The 24370-nt window shown below is 58.4% G+C and carries 18 protein-coding genes; 12 read left to right on the top strand and 6 right to left on the bottom strand.

What is annotated here, in order from left to right:
- The first annotated feature begins 94 nt into the window (after nt 1–94).
- The 4 genes from FHT85_RS13565 (at nt 95) to FHT85_RS13550 (ending at nt 6316) form a co-directional block, all read left to right on the top strand.
- Entirely contained in the window at nt 95–1498 is a 1404-nt protein-coding gene (locus FHT85_RS13565; protein ID WP_112410783.1) for a hypothetical protein, read from the top strand.
- On the top strand, nt 1495–3534 hold the full coding sequence (locus FHT85_RS13560) for a glycosyltransferase (protein ID WP_112410782.1): 2040 nt from the start codon (nt 1495–1497) through the stop codon (nt 3532–3534). The genes FHT85_RS13565 and FHT85_RS13560 overlap by 4 nt, the downstream gene beginning before the upstream one ends.
- The gene (locus FHT85_RS13555; protein WP_112337058.1) at nt 3531–5249 is read left to right on the top strand and encodes a Wzz/FepE/Etk N-terminal domain-containing protein; all 1719 of its coding nucleotides are present in this window, start codon (nt 3531–3533) and stop codon (nt 5247–5249) included. Before FHT85_RS13560 ends, FHT85_RS13555 begins: the two co-directional genes overlap by 4 nt.
- Nucleotides 5250–5314: 65 nt before the next feature.
- Entirely contained in the window at nt 5315–6316 is a 1002-nt protein-coding gene (locus FHT85_RS13550) for a glycosyltransferase family 2 protein (RefSeq protein ID WP_112410781.1), read from the top strand.
- Nucleotides 6317–6351: 35 nt separating this feature from the next.
- Here the strand turns inward: FHT85_RS13550 and FHT85_RS13545 are convergent, their stop codons facing one another.
- Both FHT85_RS13545 and FHT85_RS13540 read right to left on the bottom strand, forming a co-directional pair.
- A complete protein-coding gene (locus tag FHT85_RS13545; RefSeq protein ID WP_112337060.1) occupies nt 6352–7791 on the bottom strand; it encodes a lipopolysaccharide biosynthesis protein in 1440 nt (479 codons plus the stop codon).
- Nucleotides 7792–8010: 219 nt separating this feature from the next.
- Complete coding sequence (locus FHT85_RS13540) at nt 8011–9978, bottom strand: hydrolase (RefSeq protein WP_112410780.1); 1968 nt, start codon at nt 9976–9978, stop codon at nt 8011–8013.
- Between the two features lie 304 nt (nt 9979–10282).
- Between FHT85_RS13540 and FHT85_RS13535 the strand changes: the two genes are divergently transcribed.
- The 3 genes from FHT85_RS13535 (at nt 10283) to FHT85_RS13525 (ending at nt 13853) form a co-directional block, all read left to right on the top strand.
- Complete coding sequence (locus FHT85_RS13535; RefSeq protein WP_112410779.1) at nt 10283–11620, top strand: NAD(P)-binding protein; 1338 nt, start codon at nt 10283–10285, stop codon at nt 11618–11620.
- A gap of 171 nt (nt 11621–11791) precedes the next feature.
- On the top strand, nt 11792–12874 hold the full coding sequence (locus FHT85_RS13530) for a glycosyltransferase family 4 protein (RefSeq protein WP_112410778.1): 1083 nt from the start codon (nt 11792–11794) through the stop codon (nt 12872–12874).
- 46 nt (nt 12875–12920) lie between these two features.
- Nucleotides 12921–13853, top strand: coding sequence for a 1,3-beta-glucanase (locus tag FHT85_RS13525; RefSeq protein WP_112410777.1), 933 nt, complete (start codon nt 12921–12923; stop codon nt 13851–13853).
- Between the two features lie 47 nt (nt 13854–13900).
- Here FHT85_RS13525 and FHT85_RS13520 read toward each other — a convergent pair whose 3' ends face one another.
- The gene (locus FHT85_RS13520) at nt 13901–15058 is read right to left on the bottom strand and encodes a glycosyltransferase (RefSeq protein WP_112410776.1); all 1158 of its coding nucleotides are present in this window, start codon (nt 15056–15058) and stop codon (nt 13901–13903) included.
- A 447-nt stretch (nt 15059–15505) separates the two neighbouring features.
- Between FHT85_RS13520 and FHT85_RS13515 the strand changes: the two genes are divergently transcribed.
- The 5 genes from FHT85_RS13515 to FHT85_RS13495 are packed head-to-tail and all read left to right on the top strand — an operon-like array spanning nt 15506 to nt 21843.
- Entirely contained in the window at nt 15506–17155 is a 1650-nt protein-coding gene (locus FHT85_RS13515) for an ABC transporter substrate-binding protein (RefSeq protein WP_112410775.1), read from the top strand.
- A 38-nt stretch (nt 17156–17193) separates the two neighbouring features.
- Nucleotides 17194–18204, top strand: coding sequence for an ABC transporter permease (locus FHT85_RS13510; protein ID WP_112410774.1), 1011 nt, complete (start codon nt 17194–17196; stop codon nt 18202–18204).
- Nucleotides 18201–19049 carry an ABC transporter permease gene (locus FHT85_RS13505; protein WP_112410773.1) on the top strand — a complete coding sequence of 283 codons (849 nt, stop codon included), beginning with the start codon at nt 18201–18203 and terminating at the stop codon, nt 19047–19049. The genes FHT85_RS13510 and FHT85_RS13505 overlap by 4 nt, the downstream gene beginning before the upstream one ends.
- Nucleotides 19028–20755, top strand: coding sequence for an ABC transporter ATP-binding protein (locus FHT85_RS13500; protein ID WP_112410772.1), 1728 nt, complete (start codon nt 19028–19030; stop codon nt 20753–20755). Before FHT85_RS13505 ends, FHT85_RS13500 begins: the two co-directional genes overlap by 22 nt.
- Nucleotides 20752–21843: an LLM class flavin-dependent oxidoreductase gene (locus FHT85_RS13495; RefSeq protein WP_183774142.1), complete on the top strand. Its 1092-nt coding sequence runs from the start codon at nt 20752–20754 to the stop codon at nt 21841–21843. The genes FHT85_RS13500 and FHT85_RS13495 overlap by 4 nt, the downstream gene beginning before the upstream one ends.
- A 188-nt stretch (nt 21844–22031) precedes the next feature.
- Here FHT85_RS13495 and FHT85_RS13490 read toward each other — a convergent pair whose 3' ends face one another.
- From FHT85_RS13490 to FHT85_RS13480, 3 genes are read right to left on the bottom strand one after another with little or no spacing between them, the layout of a single operon-like run.
- Nucleotides 22032–22634, bottom strand: coding sequence for an alkylhydroperoxidase domain protein (locus FHT85_RS13490; protein WP_112410770.1), 603 nt, complete (start codon nt 22632–22634; stop codon nt 22032–22034).
- 24 nt (nt 22635–22658) lie between these two features.
- Nucleotides 22659–23288 carry a CMD domain protein gene (locus tag FHT85_RS13485; protein WP_112410769.1) on the bottom strand — a complete coding sequence of 210 codons (630 nt, stop codon included), beginning with the start codon at nt 23286–23288 and terminating at the stop codon, nt 22659–22661.
- Between the two features lie 30 nt (nt 23289–23318).
- Entirely contained in the window at nt 23319–24368 is a 1050-nt protein-coding gene (locus FHT85_RS13480) for a putative FMN-dependent luciferase-like monooxygenase (RefSeq protein WP_112410768.1), read from the bottom strand.
- Nucleotides 24369–24370 lie beyond the last annotated feature (2 nt).

Below are 24370 nucleotides of genomic sequence, written 5' to 3'. Positions count from 1 at the left end.
CAGATTTGCAGCTTCGCCCCGACGTCTCCGCATCGCGCGGCGCCTCGAACTGCAACGCTGTCCAGCGTCGATCTCGTCGCCGCGAGGCTCTGCCATGAGTATCGAGCCGATCGGTATCGCTGCCATTCTATGCGGGCTCTTCTGCCTCTTCCTCGGCGATAGTGCAACCGTCATAGCCCTGGGGGTGGCGGCTGTATTCGGATCGGCAGCGGCAATGTTCGTCGGAGCCGCCAATATTCAGCCCGGCCATGTTATGCTCGGCTTCCTACTATTGGGTGTCATGACGCGGGAACGTGCAACACGCGAATTTCTCCACGCGTTGAAATTCGGCGAACCTGGCTTCTGGTTTGCCCTCCTTGTCTTTTATGGCGTGCTGAGCGCATACTTTTCGCCGCGGATTCTGTCGGGCGTCACCCAGATCGTACCCCTCGGCACGACAATATTTGACGATAGCCGATCGACGGTTCCGCTTGTTCCTGTTTCAAGCAATCTTACGCAAAGTGTCTACATGGTTGGCAATCTTCTTTGCTACGCGTTGACGGTTGCAATTGCCTCCAATTGGCGCGGCTTTAATGCGGTCTTGACCGGGCTTCTTGCCTATGCCGTTGCCAACACTGCCTTTGCATTTCTTGACGTCGCCACCTATTCCACGGGCACACAAGGCATGCTCGCCTTCATACGAAATGCCCAGTATGTTCTCCATACCGACGATCAGATTGCTGGCGTCAAACGCATTGTTGGATCATTCACCGAAGCCTCTTCCTTTGCACGCTCAACCCTCGGTGTCTTTGCCTTCACCGGCACGCTCTGGCTCTGTGGCCGCCGTCCTTATCTCACTGGTTTTGTCGCCGTGACGTCGCTTATCCTGGTTGTGATGTCCACATCTTCAACCGGCCTTGTCGGCGCACCCGTGATGGGTTTGATCCTTTACCTGACGGCAATTGCCGTCGGAGGGCATAAGAATGCCCGCCGCTTCAGTACCCTGGCGATCGTATTCATACCGACGATTGCGACCGCAGCGGCGCTACTGATCGCGATAGATCCTGAGGTGTCGAAGACCGTATATAATTACATCGACATCATCGCACTCGGCAAATCCACGTCCGACTCCGCCGTTGAGCGGGGCTCCTGGAACATGGCCGCAGTCCAGAATGTCGTCGACACCATGGGCGTAGGCGTCGGTCTCGGCACTGCTCGCACCTCCAGCTTTGCCCTTGCCCTTCTTGCAAATGTCGGCATCGCCGGTACGGTTTTCTATCTGCTTTTCGCCTTCGGAGCATTGATCAGGAAGCGTGGAACCCCTGGCAGCCTTACCGCGGATGCGCGGCTGGCGGCCTGCAACGGCTGCTTCGGCCTCCTTGTCGGCGATATGCTCGTCAGCCCCGTCATCGATCAGGGCCTATTCTTCTGCATGCTTGCCGGACTGGCGTCGGCCCTACCGGAACGCAGCAGACAACATACACGCACCGGTCGCCCTATAGGAGTAGTCACCATATGAGCGCTGGCGCCCTTTTTGCGGTCAACGGCCGCTTCCTCGGTCAGAATCCAACGGGCGTGCAGCGTTACGCATCGAATGTGGTGCGCGCGCTCAACACGGCGCTTGCCGCCGCCGATGAACGGGCGGCGATCATTGCCCCTTCCGGGACAACGGATCCGGGGTTCAGTCATATGCCGCTAATGCAATCCGGAGCGCTTTCCGGCCATCCGTGGGAACAGATCACCTTGCCGGCACAATGGCATGGCCGCCTTCTCAATCTCTGTAACACGGCGCCGGCGACCAAGGCGGATCAGATCGTATGCATCCACGACGCCAATGTCTTCACCACGCCGGATAGCTATAGCCGGGCTTTCCGGATCGTCTATCAGACGCTTCAACCGCTTCTCGTAAAGCGCTCGGCTCGCATCGTGACCGTGTCGCATGCCGCGGCGCGCCAGATCACAAGACATCTGCCGATCCGGATCGAAGACATCGCCGTTCTTCCCAACGGTCACGAACATGCCTTTGGCTGGGATCCGGCGCTTGCGCAGATTGCGCCGAGCTTCGTCGCCGAAACCTTCGAGCGATGCGATCGTCAGTTCATCCTGGCACTCGGCTCCAAGGCGCGACACAAGAACCTTGCACTACTCGTCGACGCCGCACCGGGGCTCGACGAGATGGGTATCGATATCGTCATTGCCGGCGGCGATGCAGGAATTTTCGTCCCGGGCGCACTCAAGGAACGGCCGAACGTCCATATGATAGGACGTGTTTCGGATCACGACTTGGCTTACCTGCTCGAAAGAGCGCTTTGCCTTGCCTTTCCATCCCTAACGGAAGGCTTCGGTCTGCCGATCGTGGAGGCGATGGCGCGTGGCTGCCCTGTCGTTGCCTCTTACTGTGCAAGCATACCGGAAGTCTGCGGCGACGCTGCTCTGCTTGCCTCGCCGACCGACCCGGCGGCATGGGTTCGACAAATCAGAACGCTGAAGGAATCTCCGGGATTGCGCATCGATCTGATGGGACGAGGATACGACCAGATCAAGAATTTCTCCTGGTCGCAAACGGCGGCCGGCTATATGGAGCTGCTGGCGCAGCCCATCGCGCGGCCAAAAACCTATAAGCCCTCCGGAATCGGAACTCCCCATATCGCGGTGATCGTCGCGACGCGAGGACGGCCGGCGACCGTAAACGCGACCGTGCGCCACCTGCTGGCCACGCAGACGCTAAAACCCAAAACGGTCATCGTCTCCTGTATCGATGCCGCCGATGCCGGTAATCTCATCGGTCATCCCGACGTGACAGTCGTAACAGGCCCCGGTGGGTTGACGAAGCAACGAAATACCGCGCTGTTGAACATCCCCGAGGAATGCGAGATCGTCGCCTTTTTTGACGATGATTTCCTGGCAGACGCGAACTGGCTTGCGGCGGCGGCAAGGGCGTTTCGCGATGATAATCAGATCGTGGGCTTCACCGGCCGTGTGCTGGCCGATGGCGTCGGCGGTCCGGGAATCGGCCTTGAGGAAGCATTGCGCCTTGTCGAGACCGCGCCGGCGAGCGACGGGACCTGGGTAGAGCCCTACAGCCCCTACGGATGCAACATGGCCTTCCGGGCGGAGGCTATCGGTGAAACACGCTTCGACGAACGTCTGGTCCTTTATGGCTGGCTGGAGGATCGCGACTTTGCCGCAGCTCTCGGCAAGCAAGGGGGTCGCTTCGTCAAATGCGGGGAAGCTTTCGGGGTGCATATGGGCGTGAAGAGCGGCCGCGTCAGCGGGGACCGCTTCGGCTATTCGCAGGTGATCAACCCCATTTACATGCTGCGTAAGGGAACAATGACAGGCCCGATGGTCGCCAATCACATCTTATCCAACATGGCCATGAACTTCTCGCGCGCCGTCTGGCCGGAGCCTTTCGTCGACAGATGGGGGCGCGCAAAAGGCAATCTCATTGCAATCAAGGATCTCCTTTATGGGCGCCTTGAACCCGAACGGGCGGCAAAATTGCCGACGCGAAGCAAGGCAGAACAACTCAAGTCAGAGGTGAGGACTAGATGACGCAAAACGCCCCGTCTCTACTGGAACGGTCGTCACGGCTTTGGCGGTTGGACGAACTGCCCGCGGACAAGACCAGCGAAGGGCCGGTCGCGCTCCTGCGATCGTTGTGCATGCTCGCCCTGCGACACAAGACGAAGCTTATTCTTTGCACGGCAGTTGGCGTCGGCCTGGCAGCAGCCTATGCCCATTCATTGCCGCGCACCTACACGGCGACGGCCACTGTCCTGCTCGAACCTCGCCACCTCTCTCTGACTTCAAGCCAGGACGCCCAGAATTTCGACCTCAACAGGGCGGACGGCGAGCTTCAAATCATCCGTTCCGAGCGTCTGCTCTCGGCCGTATTCAGCAGCCTTAATCTTGGCAACAACCCGGAGCTTGGCCCGCAGCCGCCAAGCATAAGTGCGTTTGTCATCGGCAACATAACGGGTGCAATAAACTACGTGTGGTCTGCCATAAGCAGCCCCGACACGGGGAAAGCCCCTCGTTCCGATACCACGTCGGGCACACCGGCAAATAGCTCGGCTGGCGATGCGTACCAAGCAGCCTTCTCGAATTTCACACAGCATCTGGACGCTCGCCGTGTCGGTCAATCCTATGTTATCGAGATCAGCTATTCCTCGTCCAATCCGACGCTTGCGGCACGCATCGCGAACGCCACCGTTTCCGCCTACATCCTGCAGGCCGTGAGCTTCAAGGACGAAATGGCCCGGGCGGGAACCGAGGTTCTTCAGTGGCGCCTCGACGCGCTGGCAGCCCAGGTTACCGCCGCGACCGATGCCATGAAGCTGGGAGCCTTGCCTGCGGTACCGACGCCCGACGGCGATGCACGAATTATTGGCGCGGCACTCGTACCGCTCAGTCCATCGGGGCCACGCGCCACCTTGATTACCGTTTTGGGCGGTATTCTCGGCGTGCTCTTCGGCTTCTCGATCATCGTCCTCAATATCGCCTTCGATCGCAAGGTTCGCAATGCGAAAGATCTGGCGCGGGATACGGGGGTACCATGTCTCGGAAGCCTTCCGGATCCGGCTGGCCGGGCGAGCACCTTGCGTGGGACCTACAGCAGAAAGTCCTCGGTTGCTATCAATCAGCCAGGCAGCGCCTACGCCATGGCCATTCACAATCTCAGGACATCCATCGAGATCGCATGCTCGACCATTCGAAATGAGCGAGGACTGATCATCGCGATTACCGGATGGGAGCCGGGTCAAGGCATCTCGAAGATGGGCGTCAGTCTGGCGCAATTCCTCAGTCGAAGCGGCCGGCATGTCACCCTCTTTTATGACGAGGCGGGCCAGCACAATCACAGCAATCGCGAGTCGGACGATCTGCTGATGACATCGCTGGCAGATGCTCTCGTCGACGATATGCGGCCCGAGCAGATATTGCTTTCCAACGGACGCAATGACGGACAAGGCATCGCCCGTTTTCCGATCCATTCCACCAATGCCCTGACCAATCTCTATGTCGATTTCCGCGACAGAAGGGCAGGACGGATCGTGGAGACGGCAAGGGCCAGAGGCGACGTACTCCTGGCGTTGCCTCCCGTCGGCAGCTCGTCGGATGCGGTTGCATTGTCAGTCCACGCCGATGCCGTGGTGGTGATTGCCAGCGCCGGCAGGACAACGACCGACCAGGTCAACGATACCTTGCTACAATTGCGACGCGCCGGCGCCAATGTCATAGGCACGGTCATCGATCTGGCAAAGGCATGATGCACGTCAAATCAAATCGGTAGTACTTGCTTCAAGGCACCTGCCATTCAATAAGATAAATTCCCATGAAACCGCCAAGAATTGCCGTCGTCATTACCTGCTGGAATTATGAAGCCTATGTGGCGAATGCGATCCGCAGCGTCGTATCGCAGGATTGCGACGAATGCGAACTTGTCGTCATCGACGACGGTTCCACCGATACATCATGGGATGTCATCCAACGCGAAGGTGTTGCAGCCTACCGCATTGAAAACAGCGGTCAGAGGGCGGCCGGCCTTTATGGCCTGGAGCGCACGCGGGCGCCCTTCGTGCTGTTTCTGGATGCGGATGACGAGCTGGCGCCGGGCTCCCTTGCGACCATCCTCTCGGAATTGGACGACGACGTTGCCAAACTTCAATTCTCTCTGACACGGATCGATCACCGTGGAGACACTCTCGGCGCCGGCACGACCCTCGAAGGATTTCGAGATCGCCACGTGATTGCAGACAGCGTGCTGCATACGGGTGTTTATACCACCCCTCCGACATCGGGAAATGTCTTCAGACGCGACGTCTGCGAATATTTGAGAGAAATGGATTACGATCCAGCGATCGATGGATTGCCGCTCTTCGTCGCCCCTTTCATGGGCGATATCGTCAGCCTGCCCCAAAGGCTTGGGCGCTACCGCATCCACGACAAAAATTTTTCCGGACTAGGACGCGCGGTCGATCCAGCCCCGTTGCGCCAGGAGCTGCGCCGATTTGTTATGAGGATGGAGCACTTGCGCCGAATTCTGGAGAGAACCGGACGCGCAGACGCGCTCGTTCGACCGGAAGAGGCCTATTATTATATCGAGCGCAATTTCTATCTGGCGATCGCGGAAGGCAGGCGCCCCCCGATCAAGTGCTTCCTTTCTCTGCTGCGAAAACTCCAATACCAGCGATACCCGTTGAAGACCAAGGGGACGATTGCGGCATTTTGCCTGCTCACGATGATATTGCCGAACCGGAACGCCCGCCGCGGCCTCGCCTACCGGCTGAACGGCGGTAACCGTTCGACCGTCGGACTCCTACAGGCGTTGATGTAACAAAGGCATCCTTCACGCGCGGCACAATCGAAGCATCACCGACGATCGGCCAATTCAAATCGTCCTTGGCCGGCGATCAAGCGCATGCCAAGCGCCAGCAGCGTGCCGACATAGGCCGCTGCACCGGTTCCAGCCACGAAGACAAGCTCGAGAACATGGTTCAAGGCACGACCTGCCAATTCGTCGCGCAGTATTACGACCCATAAGACCATGACAATGGCAGCAAATCCGATTTTCCAGAGATTCTTCAGCTGTGCCCATATTCCAAGCCCCAGTTGCCGCCGCACCTCATCCAGATAGAACGCGAACATGATGGTCGAAAGAAGCACCCTTGCGGCACTGACGCCCGTGATCGAGAAAAGATAGAAGCCGATCGATATCAGTATGACCCGCAGGCACAAATCGATGCTGTTCAACCTGAAAAGGACATGCGGGCGATCAAGCGCAAGGCTGACCGAATACAGCGTCTGAAAATAAGGTATTGGGATCACGGACAGGGATAGAAGGCTAAGCAAAGGAGCGGCGTCTTTCCATTTCTCACCTAGAAGCAGATCCGTGACGAGATCTGCCGTCAAAAATATTCCGATGCAAGCGGGGATCGAAATAAGCATCGCGAACCGAGCCGCCTTTAGAAATGCCAGACGCATTCGCTGCCGATCAGAAGTTATGAGCGAGAATGCAGCCATGACCGGCTGCAATGCGGGACCGATGAGAGACTGTGTTGGAACGACCGAGACATCGCTGGCAATTGCATAGCGTCCAAGCGTCGTGCTATCGGTCGTCGCGCCGATGAGAAAGCGATCGAACTGCCAGTTGAGCGCTGAAATCAATTGTGCGGAACTAAACCATCCAACGAATCCGGCGAAATCCGAGAGACGCCGCAACGAAAACGCCGGCCGATATGGTGCAAGCAGATAGGAAACCACCACAGCCGCCACTGAATTGGTGACGAAATTCGCGGCGATTGCCCAATAACTTCCTCCCGAAAAGACCGTGATCATCGCAATGACAAAGGCACATAGTTTCCCGCTGAACTCCAGAAGAAAGGTCTGACGAAAGCCGAGCTCTCGGACGAAATGTACCATCGCCGGACTACAGAAACCCCTGGCAATCGGCCCGATCGCCAGAACGGCAATCAGCGGAGTGAGTTGCGGATTGTGATTGATCCACGAGAAGGGCCACGCGGCGGCCAGTACGATGAGCGCGATCAGACCGCTTCTTACCACACTCAGGGTAAAGCCCGTATCGAGATGGCTCTTATCGACAATATCGAGCCGAACCATCGCCTGCGTCACCGGCACTTCCAACACCGTATCGACAACCACGACAAGCGACATCGCCAGCGCCGCCAAACCGAAATCGGCGGGAGTCAGGATGCGAGCGAAGAGAAGAAGCGTGCAGAAATCGACGAGGCGGCCGATAAAGCGTGAAACGACGAGCCAACCGGCTCCCTTGAAGGCTTTGAACGCAAGCATGCGATCCTAATGCTCCGTCTGTCTGGGACCCGGCCCACGGCTGCGACGACGCAACGCAAAGACCTGATGTCGAAAGCAGCTCATCGCTGACGACCGATCCGGGGCCTTGCAAGCCGGAATCACCTCGGTCCTCGATGCAGAATCCGCAACTTTCCTGAAGGGGCCAGGATAGCTAAGCGCCATATTACTCATGTACATATCCTTGGCAGCCTCCATTATTCAGCGATACAGACGGGCCGAGAACCCTCGCAACACATGCGCCATTTCCAGCGCTGCAAGCAGCGGCGGCTTGAAGCGGGGAAAATCTCGAGCGATGGCGCCCTCACGCCAAAGATGGGATTTCACCGACATCAGCTTCGCGGCCAGGGCGACTTTCTGCGAATGATTGAGCACTTGAACATGATCGGACCGGCCAAAATCCACGGAGCGGGCGCCGACGTCGAGCGCGATCACATCACTCGGACTTGGATTGATGATCGCCTGCTTCAGACGAAGCCATGCACTCCCGGCATCCCGCAGAACTTGTCCTCCCGTCTCGACCTGTGCGATATATTGCAGCGCGCCAGTCAGAAGCGGATTTCCGGCCGACGGATCCACGACGCCGAACCGGATATCCCCGGCATTGGAGACGACGGCACCCTCGGCTGTCTCACTGAAATGACGAACGGAAGAGAGTGCCGGCTCGAACAGGCTTTCGATGATCTGCCAGTACCGTAGAATGACGGTTTCCGGCTTGAAAGGGTTATAAAGATTCTGCTCGACGACAAGGCCGGCGACCCTGGGAAAATGATCCTCACTCAGACCCTTGTAGTTGCACCGGGCAAACTGGATCGTCTCGAAGCGCTGTTGAGGAAACCCCGCAGACAACAGGCGCTGCGTGCTGCCGTAAAAGCCGGTATCGCAAAGTATGATGCGCTGCGCTCCGGCAGAGATCTGTTCCAGGTGGCGAGCAAAGAGATCGTTCTGTTTGCGAATGTCATCAAGAACGTCTCGCCCAGCATCCGTATCCAGAAGGGCAAAGAACCGCGCTGGATCGAATATATGGCGCCAGGTATCAGGCAATTCATAGGCACGCCCGCCTAGGGCGCGAGCGACATCTGCAAAGCTTCCACCCTGGAATTCGCGTCCAAGCTCATCCAGGACCGCGGGGCTTCGAAGGACGACCGCCGAGCGCGCGGCCACGAGCCTCGAAATCTGAATATTGTCACGCTTGAGATCGAGGGGAAGCCCTAGCTTCTGCACAACGCGTTCGAACGCCTCGCGGATGCCGATGCCGCCCCGCGCGCAGAAGAGCAGCGCGGTGTCATGCCCAAGTCTGGCCTGCGCAGCATAGAGCCAGATATAGAGACAAAATTCTGCAACGATCGGCCCGAAGATATCTCGGCCAAACAAGACCTTGTCGCTTAGCGTGGGGGGCGGAGGGACGTGCCGCCAAGGCTGCTTCCCCAATCGACTGATCGCCTCGGTTTTTGCTCCGTCCACGCGCGAGGCGTAGCGTTCCAATCGGCTCTTGGGCAGGTGAAGTGTACGCAATCCCATCGAGTCCGGCATTCGAAAATCGGCGATATCGTCATCGCCTATGTGCAAGACGCGAGATGGAGCAACGGACTCGTTCTCAAGCATGGCGGAGAACAATGCGCCATAGCGCTTGCTTGCCTGGGCGTCAGCGCTCGAATAGACGCGATCGATCAGGCCTGGGCCGTGAAAATGATTGATCAGCACTGTAAGCTCTGCAGCGGAAAGCGCTGTATCGCTGACGGCGACGATACGGGTTCCCGCCTGGCGAAACTGCCGCAGCAGGGCAGCAAGCCAGGCGTTTGCGCGAAGAGCCGTCTTCTCGACCGAAAGCTCTATAGCGATGCGCTCTCCGACAAGATCGTCCGGCAAGCCAAGCAATTGGAGCTGCCTGCGGATAATGTCGCTCAGTTGCACTTCGCCAACCCCTCCGCCCATGTTGAGCGCGCGATAGGCGAACTTCTGCGCGAGAAGGCGACACCTGACCAGTTCAGCCTTCTCGACAAACAGTCCCTTTTCTTTCAGGAGGCGGGCAAACCGGGTTTCGCCGGCGGCAATGCGCGCACGCTGCGACGTTCCGCGGCGCAACAGCAGTGTGTCGAATACATCGGTGGAAATCAGGTCGATTTCGCTAAGATTCTTGTAGACATCGTCGAGGCTTGGCCGCAGCACGAGATAACTCCCTCGGCGTTCACCGGAATAGTAATAATCGACATAGTCGTAATTTATTCGCAATCAAATCTGGCGCTCATCAGAAGACGAGCCGATCCGCCGATGATCTAACTACACAAATACGGATATATCAAGTAAAATTGCAATATATATTGAGTATTCACTCGAATTTTTGTTCCATATAGAACTTACACAGATTTGTGATACACCGTTAATGAAGTGAGTTCCGAGCAATTTTCGACTTAAACTTTCAATAAGCAAAATTTAATCTAGTGCATGAAAAGCCGCAGCAGGGGACGCTTCCATGAACGATGCGGGTCATTATGCCGCCAACGATGTTATCGCCGAAGTAGAGAGATTTGATGCCATAGTGCTAGGGGCGGGCATCTCTGGGCTGGTCTCCGCCTCGGTCCTCCAAAAGCAGGGCTATCAGCGTATCCTGATCGTCGACACCTACGGCCATGTCGGGGGCAATCACATCGACTGGTCGCATGGAGGATATACATTCGATATCGGCAGCCTGATCTTTCAGGACGACTCCCCGTTGCTTGCCCATTTTCCGGAATTGCTACCGCTCTATGTTCCGATCGAACCGACATGGGCGCGCTTGAACCCTCAGGGAATGATCACTGCCTATCCGATTTCAGTACGCGATGACATTTTCAGCGCCGGCGTCGCTGAAGTAGTCCGAATTTTCTCCTCGGTCATTTTCGCGCGGCTCTTTCAGCGAAAGATGCGCAACGCGAAAGAATTTGCCCGCTATTGGATCGGGAGCCGCCTGCTGCATCGCTCCGGCCTGGAATCCTACATGAAGCGTTTCTATGGAGCTGCCGTCGAAAGCATAGACATCGATCTCGCTCGCAAGCGGATGCTCTGGATCAGCGAGCATGCCTCCTTGAAAAATCAGATCGCGCGGGCATTCAGACGCAGTCACAAAGGACCGAAAAACCGGCAGATGGCTCGCCCGAAGGAAGGTTTTCAATTCCTCTACCGGGCTGCAATCGAACGGTTGGAGCGGCGTGGCGCGGAATTTCATTTGGCAGCAGACATGCAGACGATCCGCAAGGTTCACGATCAGCTTCACCTACAACTGCAGGACAGGGTCGTGGCCTCACATCGCGTTATCTCGACCATACCCATTCATATGGCCGAAAAACTGTGTGGCCTCGATTCCGGCCGGAAGCTTGAGACGATCACCCTCATCTCCCTCTATTTCAGCTTTTCCGGCAATCGCGGCTTTTCGCAACCAATCATCTATAATTTCTCGCATCAAGGCGCTTGGAAGCGCCTGACGATGTACTCCGATTTCTACGGTCGGGTCGATGATCGCGAATATTTCACAGTCGAGGTCATCGGCAACCAGATTGGCTGCTCGATAGAACGCGCCGAGAGCGACTTCAGGGATCATGTTCACGCCAACGGCCTTTTTGAGGGTGATCTCAAATTGGAAGGCAGCGACATGCTCGGAGAAGCATATCCCATCTATAGCAAGGGTGCTGCTGGCCATGCTGCCCAAGCAATGCAACAACTCCTTGCGTTCGGCCTCGAATCCTTAGGCCGCCAGGGTGGCTTCAACTATCAGCCAACAGCACGGGCTTCAACGGTGGAAGCAGAAGCAGCACTGCAAAAGCCAATACCATAGGCATTGACAACAGCACTCTGGTATAATTGGAAATACCATTCGAGATAGCAGCAAATTCTATAATATAAACGCGATGCTTTATCATTGCCATGCCGAGACAGCTAAAGCATACTACGTCAGAATCCTCGATATATCGTGTTTATATTTATCACACTTATATAAGGTGCATTCATGCGGATCTTGCATATACTGAATCACACGAACAGGCTGAATGGACATGTCCATGCAGCAGTCGATCTGGCATGTGCACAAGCCCAATTGGGACATGACGTATGTATTGCAAGCGGCGGCGGTGATTTCGACCCACTGCTACACAAGAATAATGTCGCAACGGTAATGGTTGACCACCAGCGAAAGCCGGTCAATCTTTTGAAATCATCCTTCGCCTTGCGCAAGCACGTCCATGCATGGCAGCCCGATATTGTCCATGCCCATATGATGACAAGTGCAGTTCTGGCGTGGCCGATTTGCAGGTTGTCGGGCACTCCGCTCGTCACCACCGTTCACAATGAATTCGAAAAGAGCGCGATCTTGATGGGCCTTGGAAACCGCGTCATCGCAGTCAGCGAGGCCGTGCGCGCTTCCATGCTCAGGCGGGGGATACCGTCATCGAAGCTTTGTGTGGTCCTTAACGGGACGATCGGCTCGGTCCGCTCCGAAGGCCGCAGCAGAACGCCGGTCGATCTGCCATCTCCGAGCATCCTTTTCGTCGGCGGTCTACATCCGAGGAAAGGCCTGCCCGATCTCTTTGAGGCCTTTCGCCTGGCGCATGAACAGCATCCCGAGGCCAGACTTGTTATCGTCGGAGAAGGGCCCTTCCAGACCAACTACATGGAAATGGTGGCAAAGATGGAGTGCGCTTCGGCTGTCGCTTTTCTGGGAGCGAAAGAGGATCCATTCCCCTGGATGGCGGCGGCGGATATTTTTGTGCTGCCGTCACATGCCGATCCGGCTCCGCTGGTTCTCTCCGAAGCCCGGGAGGCAGGATGCGCGGTTATCGGCAGCAATGTAGACGGGATCCCGCAGCTCCTGGAATATGGGGCGGCGGGAATACTGGTGCCGCCGCACGATCCGCCCGCTTTGGCCGCCGCGCTATGCGAACTCCTTGGAGAACCTGTCCAAATGCAGGAGTGGAAGGATAAGAGCCAAGTTCATCTCGACCGCCTGACGATCAGCCGCGTTGCCCATGAGACGCTTGATATCTATGGCAGCGCCCTTGCGGCCGGCTCGAAGAACGCAGCCGTCGCCGCGTAGGACTTGAACCGTCAGCGACGATGCAATCGATCGAGGAGAAGCAGCAATGCCAAGCCTGACATCCCGGCGCAACGTGCTGATAGGCACGGCATCGTTGGCAGCGGCCGGCGGCCTGCTGCTTGCAAACCGCCATCCCGCGGCGCAGGTACAGCAGGATCCGACCGCAGGCCGTACCATCATCTTCGATGAAAACTTTACAGCGCTTGATCAGACAATCTGGCATGCCGGGGCCAAGGCGACCACCTTTGACAGCGGCTTTTATGGCAGATCGGCCTTCAGCCGCTTCGGTGGTGAGGAAGGGTTCGATCCTTATGCGATCGTCGACGATCCATCCGCCAGCAACGGCAAGGCACTGCAGATCTCGGCTCAATATATTGGGCGCCCCATGCAGGTACCGAACTATTACGGCAACAATCTTCCCGAATATCAATGGATATCGGGCAATATCCAGACGGCGAAGCCTGACGGCACGATCCTGAAGGGTTGGCGACAAGGCTATTTCGAGGCGCGGATGTGGTTTCCTGCCCATCCCTTGAGCTTTCCGGCTTTCTGGCTGATGAATGGCAGAAGCATTCTGTTCCCCGCAACGAGCAACGAACTCGACATAGTCGAGCAGAAGGGCTGGGAGCGCGATTTATACGGCGCCTATCTGCATGAATGGGGCAAGCCCGGCGAGCATCACGAAGGAGTGGGCGTTCCCACCGACGTCGATATTACAACCGGCTATTTCCGCTATGGCCTGCTCATCGAAGGTGCACGCTGTCGCTTCTATTTCGAACGTAAGCAAATCGCCGATCCAAAGACCGGCGGGCTCATCGAGTGGACGCTCGGACGCGCGGCAGAGATGGATGCGCAGAACGATGTCTTTTGGCCGCTCCTGACGCTTGCTCTGCGCTCGGATGTCCCCTTCCCCGATCCTTTGCAGCCGCAGGATCGCCAAACCCACATGCGTGTCGACTACATGCGGGTCTACGCATGATATCCCTAAGACTCGGCGAGCGCCGGGTTTCATGATGCCGTCATTTTTCAGGCAATCAGCGGTGCAGGTCCCATGGCGGCTATCCGCAAGGCATCTGCATGAACATCCACGACCCGTTCTGTGTCGTAAATATCAATGAAGTTTTGCCGAAATTCGGCATGCGCACGCTCTTCCTCGAGATGGTCGCAATAGTAAAGCATCGCCTTGACAAGCTCCTCGCCTCCGGAAACCGGCACGAGAAGGCCGAGGCGTCTATCGACCAATATGTCGCTCGGGCCAAATTCACAATCGGTCGAGATGACCGGCAGCCCAAATCGCAACGCCTCACATATTGCCAACGACCACCCTTCCCAGCGTGATGTCGATACATAGACGTCACTCGCCGCCAGTGCCGGTGAGGGATTGTCGGGATGGTGTTCGACGCTTACCACGGCTGCGAGCCCCAAATCCCGTATCTGGTTACGCAGTTCAGCCTCGCCGTCTCCATAGCCCACGACCTTCAGCCTGATATTAGGACGAAGCTTGTAGGCTTCGGCAAATGCCGTGAGGAGAATGTCCTGCCCCTTCTGGAAGGAGAAGCGACCAACATTTACAAACGTGACGCACCCCTCTTCTCCCTCGGGCTTTTGAAGGGCATCGAAGCGTCTGACAGGATTGGGCAGCCAATATTGCCGGACGCTGCTTCTGAACATCGCTTTGAACGATTCAAGCTGCCTTGGCGACGTGCCGAACACATAGGTCAGCCGCTTGATGAAATAGATCCTCATCAGGAAGAAAAGGATCTTCGCTTTCAGATGGCTCGGCTCCAGCCGCGGGTTGCCATGCAGGTGCATGGCAAAGTTCCGCCGGATGCCGATACAGGCAATCATGCAGATCACTGTCGGCTCGATCTGCGGAACAACGACCAAGTCATAGTCTTTTGCGCCGATGACATCGCGCAAGACCGACATGAGCTCGCGTCTGTTGTGCACGATCCTGTCGATTATGTTGTAGCTCTGTGTTCCGTGCGGCCGGTTTTTATGCTCGGACGTGTAGAGAACATCGATATCGAAATCGGCGGGATATTTATCGGAGAGGGCTGAGCATATCGTATCGACAACTCTCTCGATACCGGCAAACGAACTCGTTCCCGGCTGGATATAGAGGATTCTCTTGGGGGACGCAGGCGAAGCCTGATCCGTCTCAGTCGATAATGCGGCCTTCATCTGCACGCGCCCTCTTCGACCTATCCGTTCGTCTCTAACTATACTATCAATGCTAAAGCTATATGAGGGAATATTGCCTCAAATTCGGGAGAAATCTACACGAATAATGCCGGCGATCGAATAAGTTCTCGTTCGCGACTATAAACCTCGCCTTACGCCTATTCGAGCATTCGATCTGGCTGCATCAGCCAGTTCCAGGAGCCCTATTGGCTCGGATACATCGGTCGTGACAAGATCGATGCGGTGACGTTGCTCGCCAGCAAATATTTTTCCGGTTAAGTCTCCCCCGCCGGGCCTGAAAAATGCTGATCCCCTGCAGAGGCCAAAACCGGCCAAAATAATCCATAAAATTAGTAGAAAAAGAACAACCAGTCTTTCTCCTTTTGGTTCTGCCTGCGTAGGCTTTGTTTCAAGAATTCGCAGAACCCGAACCATCAGGATCTTTCTATGACCGAACGCCTTTTCTCGCTCTCCCTTTCCCGGCGCCGCTTGTTGATCACTTCATCCGCCGTGGCGACCGGTGCTTTGGTGGCGATGGCAGGCTTCACTCCCGCACATAGTGCCGGCGAGCCGAATGGCGGCGACATCACCTTCCTCATCGATTCATTGGGTGACAGCTGGATCCCGAACAACAGTGCGATTTCCAGTTTCCAGGGCCACATATGGGGTCACGTAACCGACAAGCTCATCTACGTGGATGCCGCCGGCAAGGTTAGCCCGTGGATCGCCGAGCGCTGGGAGCAGAATGATAGTGCCACCGAGTTCACCCTCCATCTCAAGAGTGGCGTGACCTTCTCGGACGGCACGCCCCTCGATGCATCTGCCACTGTCGCCAATCTCGACATCTGGTACGCCGGACGCAAGAAAGAAGGCATCAACCCGATTGGGCTTTTCCCGAAGACCTACGACCACGCCGAGGCGGTCGATGCGACCACGGTGAAGGTCTTCTTCAAAAAGCCGACGCTCGGCTTCATTCCGACCCTTGGCTATCACGGCTCCATTCTGATCTCCCCCAAGACCATCGCACAGCCGGCCGCGCAGCAGGCCGATCTCAGCAAGACCTCCGGCAGCGGGCCCTATGTGGTCGATTCCTGGAAGGAAGGCGACTTCGTCAAGCTGGTCAAACGCAAGGATTACAACTGGGGTCCTGCGGCCGTCGGTCATACCGGTCCGGCCTATCTCGATACGATCACCTACAAGCTGGTATCCGAACCGTCACTGCGGGTTGCCGCAGTCCAGTCCGGCCAGGCGGACATTGCCTATAACGCCTCGCCGCAGGAGCTGACGTCGCTCAAGCAGGAGGGCTTTACCGTCGCGACGCCGCGTTATCTCGGCTTCGTCAATGGCTGGGCAATCAATACGAAACTCGCGCCTTACGATGACGTCAAGGTGCGACAAGCCTTGCAGGCCGGCATCAATCGCCGGGAAATCATCGATACCGTCTACACGCCCGACTGGAAGCTCGCGACATCATTCATTCAGAGCAACGTTCCCGGCGCGACCGATCACAGCGAGCTTCTGGCCTACAATCCAGACAGAGCCGAGAAACTCCTTGACGAGGCTGGCTGGAAAAAGGGGGCTGACGGCATACGCACCAAGGACGGCAAGCAGCTGTCATTGACGCTCAATTCCAACCCATATCTCGTGACCTCGAGGTCGATCGACGAACTCATCGCCCAGCAGCTCGGCAAGATCGGCTGGAAGGTTGATATCCGGGCCTATGACGTCGTGACCTACGGCCAGAAGGTTCAGTATGGCGGCGCCGGCGTCCCGGCCTATGAGGTGACGCGCAGCTTTATCGACGCCGGCACCGTCGCGAGCATCCTGACCAACGCCAATAACGGCGAGAACTGGTTCGCGCTCGGCGAGAGCGACCAGAAGATCAACGAGCTGCGCGACAAGATCGCCAGCGCCGGTTCTCTCGAGGCCAGAAACCCGCTGCTCGACGAGCTTCAGAAATATGTCCTCGAGCAGGGCTACTTCATTCCGCGCACACAGATGGTCCAGCGCATCTATGTCCAGTCTCCCAAGCTCAAAGGCGAGACATACAACGGCGTCGCCTATGCCAGCTATTACACGGCCACGATCAGTGACTGACCCGCAGCGCAGCGAAGGAAAGCGAGGAGGTGACGAGCATGAACAATGCCTATCTTAGCTATGCTACAAAGCGCCTCGTCCAGGCCGTCATCGTCATCCTGCTGGCCTATGTCTTCACCTTCACCGTCGTCAGCGTTCTGCCGGGCGATCCCGTTACCAACGTTCTGCGCAACCCGCAAAACGGCTTCAGCGAGGCGGAGATCCAGGAGATCATTGCCGCCCAGGGCCTCGACAAGCCCGTTCTCGTACAGTTGTCGACATCGCTTTCCCACTTCCTGATCGGCGATCTCGGCCTGTCGATGCGAACCAACCGTCCGGTGACGACCATGATCGCCGAGGTGCTGCCCTCGACGCTCGTTCTCGCCTTTGCGGGTCTCGTCGTCGCGCTGCTTTTGGCGATCGTAATTGCCTATGGCACCCAGTTCCTCCCAAAGAGGTTCGGCCAGGGCTTCCTGCGAGGTTTCCCGTCTCTGTTCCTGTCGGTGCCGAATTTCGTGATCGGCCTGGTGCTGATCCACATCTTCGGCTTCCAGCTCGGTCTCTTCCGCGTGATTAATCCCGACAGCTTCTGGGCAACTTTTTTCGCGGCGGTCGCGCTCGGCATTCCGATCTCGGCCCAGATCGCCGAGGTACTCATCGCCAATCTCGATCATGAGTCGGGGCAGGAATATGCCGCCGTTGCCCGCAGCCGCGGCCTTGGCCAGCTGCAACTTTTTGCCAGGCATCTCCTCAAGCCGTCTTCGCTTCCGGTCATTACAGTCGTCGCGCTGACGATCGGTGAATTGCTTGGCGGCTCGCTGATCACCGAGGCGGTGTTCGGGCGCACCGGCATCGGCAGCCTGGTCCAGCGCTCGGTCAGCACCCAGGACCTGCCTGTCCTGCAGGCGGTCGTATCGCTCGCGGCCGTGGTTTTCGTGCTGGTCAACCTGATCGCCGATCTTGTCTATCCACTGCTCGACCCGCGCGTGAAACTGCTCGGCGGTGCCGAGCGCCGCCCGGCCACTTCGGACGAAGGATCCGCCGATATTTCAAAGTCGGTGCTGTCATGACCCTTCTCTCGACCAATACGTCCCCGCGCATCACTGCTGGCAGCCGACTTGCCGGTTTCCGACTGCCGGCGACCGTCGCGCTCTCATTCGCGATCGTGGCGATCGTGATCGCCTGGTCGCTCGCACCGGGCCTGTTCACCAGCCACAATCCGGCGGTCGGCATTCCCTCTCAAAAGCTGCTCGCACCCAGCACCCAGCACTGGTTCGGAACCGATCAGCTCGGCCGCGATCTCTACACCCGCGTTGTCTACGGTTCAGCCGCCTCGGTCAGGAGTGCCCTGATCGCCGTCGTCATCGGTGCGGTCGCCGGCGGTTTCATCGGCCTGCTCGCCGGTTTCTTCGGCGGCCGTGTCGATATCGCCCTTGCCCGCCTGGTCGATGTCCTGCTTGCAATTCCGAAATTCCTGCTTGCCGTCATCGTCGTCACCGCGATCGGCTTCGACACGACGAACGCCGCGATCGCCACCGGCATCTCCTCGGTTGCCGTGTTTGCCCGTGTCATGCGGGCGGAGGTCATCAAGACCAGGCAGGCGACCTTCATCGAGGCTTCTTTCCTTTCGGGTGGCTCGCGCTGGCACATCCTGTGGCGGCACATCCTGCCGAACGCATCGCGCTCCGTGCTCCCGCTTGCCGTGCTGCAGTTCGGCGACTCGATCCTGGTGATCGCCAGCCTCGCCTTCCTCGGCTACGGCGATCCGCCGCCAGCCTCCGATTGGGGTCTGCTGATCTCGATCGGCAAGGACTACCTCAAGTGGCCATGGCTGGTCTACGCACCCGCCTTCGTCACGATCGCGACCGTCCTCTCTGTGAATAGGATCAGCCGATGGCTTCGCAAGATAGACTAAATGCAGTTCGCACCCTTGTCACCGAGAAAGCCCCGACGCCGCAGCGGCAAACGCCATTGCTTCAGGTGGAGGGCCTGTCCGTCTCCTACGGCTCGCATGAGGTCGTCAGCAATGTCGGCTTCGAGCTCGGCCGCGGCAAAAGCCTTGCACTCATCGGGGAATCGGGCTCGGGCAAGTCGACCATTGCGCGCGCCGTGCTGCGATTGCTTCCCTGCACGGGACAGGCGACGGGCCGCATCGCGGTCGACGGCCAGGACATATTGCAGCTCTCCGAGCGCCGCTTCCGCCATCTTCGAGGCCGGGCTGTCGGCTTCGTGCCGCAGGATCCGGGAAACGCACTCAACCCGGTGCGGACAATCGGTTCGCAGGCGATGGAAGCCGCAGCCCTTGTCGACGAGCCTAGCAAGGCAATCCGCAAGGCGCTCGTCCTGGAGACGTTCGCCCAGGTCGGGTTGGACAACCCGCAGCGTGTCTATGATTCCTACCCGCACCAGCTGTCCGGCGGCATGCTTCAGCGCGTCCTGATCGGACTCGCGATTCTGCCGCGGCCACAGTTGCTGGTCGCCGATGAGCCGACCTCGGCGCTCGATGTTACGATCCAGAAGAGAATCCTCGACCTGCTCTCACGGTTGCAGCAAGACCTCGACATCAGTCTGCTGCTCATCACCCATGACCTGGCGATCGCAGCCGAACGGGCAAACTCCCTTGTCGTTCTCAAGGATGGCATCGTTCAGGAGGCCGGCAGCACCGCGGCCGTTTTCTCCTCACCCGCATCGACTTACGCAAAGAAGCTGCATGCCGATGTTCCGGCGCTTAATCCCAACCGTTACTACAAGCTTCGGGATCCTGGCTTTCGGTTCCTTGACGCTGAGGGCAACAACTCGCCGAAGATCGAGGTCAAGGGTATCACCAAGAGCTTCACGGTCGACGGCAAGGTTCTGACGGCCGTTGATGACGTGTCCTTTACCGTTCCGGCGGGCACCACGCACGCACTGGTCGGCGAGTCCGGCTCCGGAAAGACGACAGCGATCCGGCTGCTGCTCGGGCTCGATCAACCGGACGCCGGTCATATTTCGGTCGCAGGAGAAAAACTCAGCGGACGCTCACATCACTCACTACGGTCCGTATGGCGCAATCTTCAGCTCGTCTATCAAAATCCATTCACATCGCTCGATCCGACCTGGAAGGTCGAGCAGCTTGTGCGCGAGCCGCTCGACAGGTTCGGCATCGGAACTCATGCCGAGCGGGCGGAACGGGTGCACGAAGCACTATCCAATGTCGGCCTTGGCGAGCACCTGCTTTCACGCAAGCCGCAAGCCTTGTCCGGCGGTCAGCGGCAGCGTGTCGCGATTGCCCGCTCGCTGGTCCTGAAGCCGGAGGTGATCGTGCTCGACGAGCCGACCTCGGCACTCGACGTGAGCGTGCAGGCTGATATCGTCGGAGTATTGCTCTCGCTGCAGGCAAGCCTTGGCCTCACCTATATATTCGTCTCCCACGATCTGGCCCTCGTGCGCCAATTCGCCCATACCGTCTCCGTGATGCAACGCGGGCGCATCGTCGAACACGGCAACGTCAGGGACATCTTCGACAATCCACGCGAGCCCTACACGGTGTCGTTGCTGGAATCGATCCCGGCCGCCGCCAGCCCTGCCCGCGCACCGCTGCCGCAACTCCGCCGGATCATCAGCCAGGAACAGATCGCATGAGTATCGTTGCCCCCGCCGGCACCCTGCCCGCCACATTCCGCGCCAAGCGGCGGCTCGGCTTCAACACCCGCGTATCGTTCAACGATGAGGCCGGTCCGGCGCAGGGACTGCGCGACGGCATAGAACTGTTCAAGGCAGCCGAGCGACTGGGCTACCAGTCGGGCTGGGCCTATCAGCGCCATTTCGATCACTACCTGTCCTCTCCGATCCCATTCTTTGCTGCGGTCGGCCAACATACAAGCCATATCACGCTCGGATCGGCTGTCATCCCGATGCGCTACCAGGACCCGATCCTGCTTGCCGAGGCAGCCGCCACTGCCGACCTGCTCATCGGCGAAAGGCTTGAGCTGGCCATCTCGACCGGCGCCAATGCTGCATTCGACGCGGTATTCGGCGCGGTCGATACCGATGCTCGAACGGAAGCAAAGCGCCGCCAGGCGCGTTTTCTTGCAGCAATTGCCGGCGAGGTGCTGCACACAGTCGATGGTCCAGGCCAAGGTGCCCCGGAGGGCACCGAACTGCGGGTGACCCCGCACAGCCCGACGCTGCGGTCGCGTATCCGGCAAGGCTCGGCGAGCCTGAGCTCAGCCGTGCGGGCCGCCGAACTCGGGATCGGGCTCATCTCCGGAACTGTCCAACACGACCACGTCGAGGGCGAGAGTTTTGGAGAATATCAGGCCCGCGCCATCGAGGCTTTCCGCGCGACATGGCGCCGGAAGCAGGGCACCGAGCCGCCGCCGGTCACGGTCGCGGCGTCGATCCTGGTCGGCACCACCGCCGAATTGCGTGAGAAATATGCCGCTTATGACCTCGAGCGCCGAACCAAGGGGATCGGAGCATCTCGGCCCAGCGGCGCCCTTGAACCGACCGCGCCGGCCATTCAGCCGCCGGGCGTCCAGATTTCGCCGGTCTTCCATGGCACCCCCGATCAGGTAATCGAAGCTGTGCTCAAGGATCCGGGCCTGGCGGCCGCCGACGAGATTGTTCTCTTCCTACCGCCCGCTTTCAGTCTTGCGGAGAACGTGCGCCTCCTGGCAGATCTCGTACAGACGGTGGCCCCGAGCCTCGGCTGGTCGCCCACCGCGTGATGACGCATTTCAAGGCCTGAGAATATCCACTCGAAATACGTCCGCCGCTCAGTCACCAGAGCGGCGGCTGGAGCAATTCCAGGAAAAGTGCGCAGCGGTTTTCTATCCGGAATTGCGTGAAAACAAAAAGATAGAGCGGTTCAGAGATTCCGTGAAAAGCTGAACCGCTCTATTGGCCGAACCTTCGTTCAGGCCGCCGGCGTTGGCTCGCCAAGCGAAAGCATCAACCGGTTTGCCCAGTTGAAGAAGGCCGCGCCATGGATCACATCCGCGATTTCCAGATCATCCAGTCCTTCTTCGCGCAACCTACGGATTTCGTCGGCTCCAAATTGCGATGGCGTGGCCGTTAGCGCAGCTGACGCTTCGACGACGGCATTCCATCGGCTGCCTAAATCGGCTTGAAGGCCCTCGTCCAACAGACGCTGCACATCCTCAGTCCGCTTGGAATGATGGGAAGCAAAACGCGAATGGACCGATGCGCAGAAGATGCATCCATTCGCCCGCGAAGCTGCCGTAGCAGCCAGTTCCCGTTCAGCGCGCGGAAGGCCGGCCGAGACATTGTAGAAGATATCCTTATCGGTCTTCGTACGCGCCTGCAAAATATCTGGGTCCCGCGCCAACAACATGAAGTAAGGCGATTTTGCGCGGGACGCGTCCACGAGGCCGGCCCAGTGGCGTTCGGTCAGCTCCGCTTCGTCAAGGGGCTGCAGCCAGGGCGTCCAGCCGATCTCAGCTTGAGTGAAGGCGTTTGGCCGGTTTTCGATTGCCGGATGAATAACAATTTCGGTCATGGCAGAATTCCTTATCCGTGCGATTTAGGCTTGCGCGACCTTCCCGATGGCAGCGGAACTTGCTGTCAGGGCCTTCAGGCCGGTAACGACCCTGATCTGGAACGCAAGGAATGCGACGAGTTGCGACAGGGTGACGATGCCAGTGGTCGTCCAGCCGGCATCGAGCAACTTCTGCAATGCCCCGGCGCTTGCCTCCCTCGGTCGGAAGACCAGAAGGTGGATGTGTTCGAGCGCTGCGCTGAGTTTTGGGTCCAGAAGATTTCGGCTCTCACCCGAAACCTCGTAAACGAAGCCCGGCTTGTCCTCACGCGATAGCGGGCCAGCCGGATAATGGCCGTAAGGCCCGCGTGCATTGCCCCGATCTATTTCGGCGTCGATGACGGCAACGAGGGCGGAGCCATGGGGTTCATCCTGGAGTTTGGAAGAATAATAGCTCCTGATCGCGGCTGCCTTGTGCAGCCCTGCAACGAAGGCCGCGGCGGCGAAGCGCTCCGCCGGAGTGACGCTTCCCCAATGCTCGGGTTCAAAGAGAGCCTCATAGCTCTTCTGCGCGTTGAGGCGCGTCTCGGGCCGCTGCTCCCGAAGACCGTCAAGACGGGATCCTGGCTCTATTCCCGCAAGGAAGTCGATAATATCTCTGTTCTGCAAAGTCATGGTCGATGCCTTCTCTTCGGATGCTGCTATTCAGGCCTGCGCGGCGAAGCGACGTTCGTTCTCAGTGGCGCCTTGCGGCACCCAGCCGAGCGCGGGTGCGACATGGGCGGCGGTCAGTTCCAGCGAGCGCAGAATGTATTCATGCGGCGGATCGATGGAGTGCACCTGAAAGACCAGATCGGTGACACGCGCCAGGGCCGCATCTACCTGAAGCGATTCAATAACGTCGTCGGGGGTACCGACGTGGACGTCGAACGCTTTGATCAGGTCGGCCGTGGTTTCGCCCGGAATCGCAAAACCCGCTGCCTTGAAGTGCTCGACGATCCGCCCCAGGCCGAGATCGGCGAAATGAAGAGCTTCTTTTCTGCTGTCGGCGACAAAGAGGCTCCGCGAACCCAATATGCGCGGATGTCGCCCGGCCGGCAGCGCCGAAAGATAGGCATCGATGATCGGGTTCTGCAGGTCCGAAAGCTTGGCGTCCGGTGTCTCCGGCGGGCGCGGCTGCGTCCTAGATAACATCAGCCCGTCGCCATCACGGGCGGCACGCAAACCTCCACCGACGGAAAACGTCGCCTGCCAGACATGGTCGCGCAGATGCGGCGCGGCGGGATAAAGGCGGTTGCCGCCCGTAAGCTCTCCGCCCGCCCAGGCATTGCGCACCAAAGCAAGATGATTGCCATAAACCTCCGTGCGCTGGCTGCTTTCCAGGCCGAAAGGAAGAAAGGCTTGCGGGGTGCCGCCAGTGCCGAAGCCGACTTCCAGCCGCCCATCAAGCAGGCTATCGAGCACGGCGGTATCTTCCGCGACCCGCACAGCATTTTCCATCGGCAGCGTGATGACGCCGGTGCCAAGGCGAATGCGCGATGTCTGCGGGGCCAGGGCAGCAAGGAATACCAATGGCGCGGGCAATCCGCCCTCATCGCCGTTAAAGTGATGCTGCGCCACCCAGGCAGAATCGAAGCCCTGTTTTTCGGCATGGATGATCTGCTCGGAAACCAGCCCGTAGCGCGTTTTCGCATCTGCCTGATCGAGGACGCGGCTGAAGAAACCTAATCTCTTCGGTAATGTTGATGTACTCATGA

This window comes from Rhizobium sp. BK312, assembly GCF_014193605.1.
Classification (GTDB): domain Bacteria; phylum Pseudomonadota; class Alphaproteobacteria; order Rhizobiales; family Rhizobiaceae; genus Rhizobium.
This window is presented reverse-complemented; position numbering and strand designations above follow the sequence as displayed.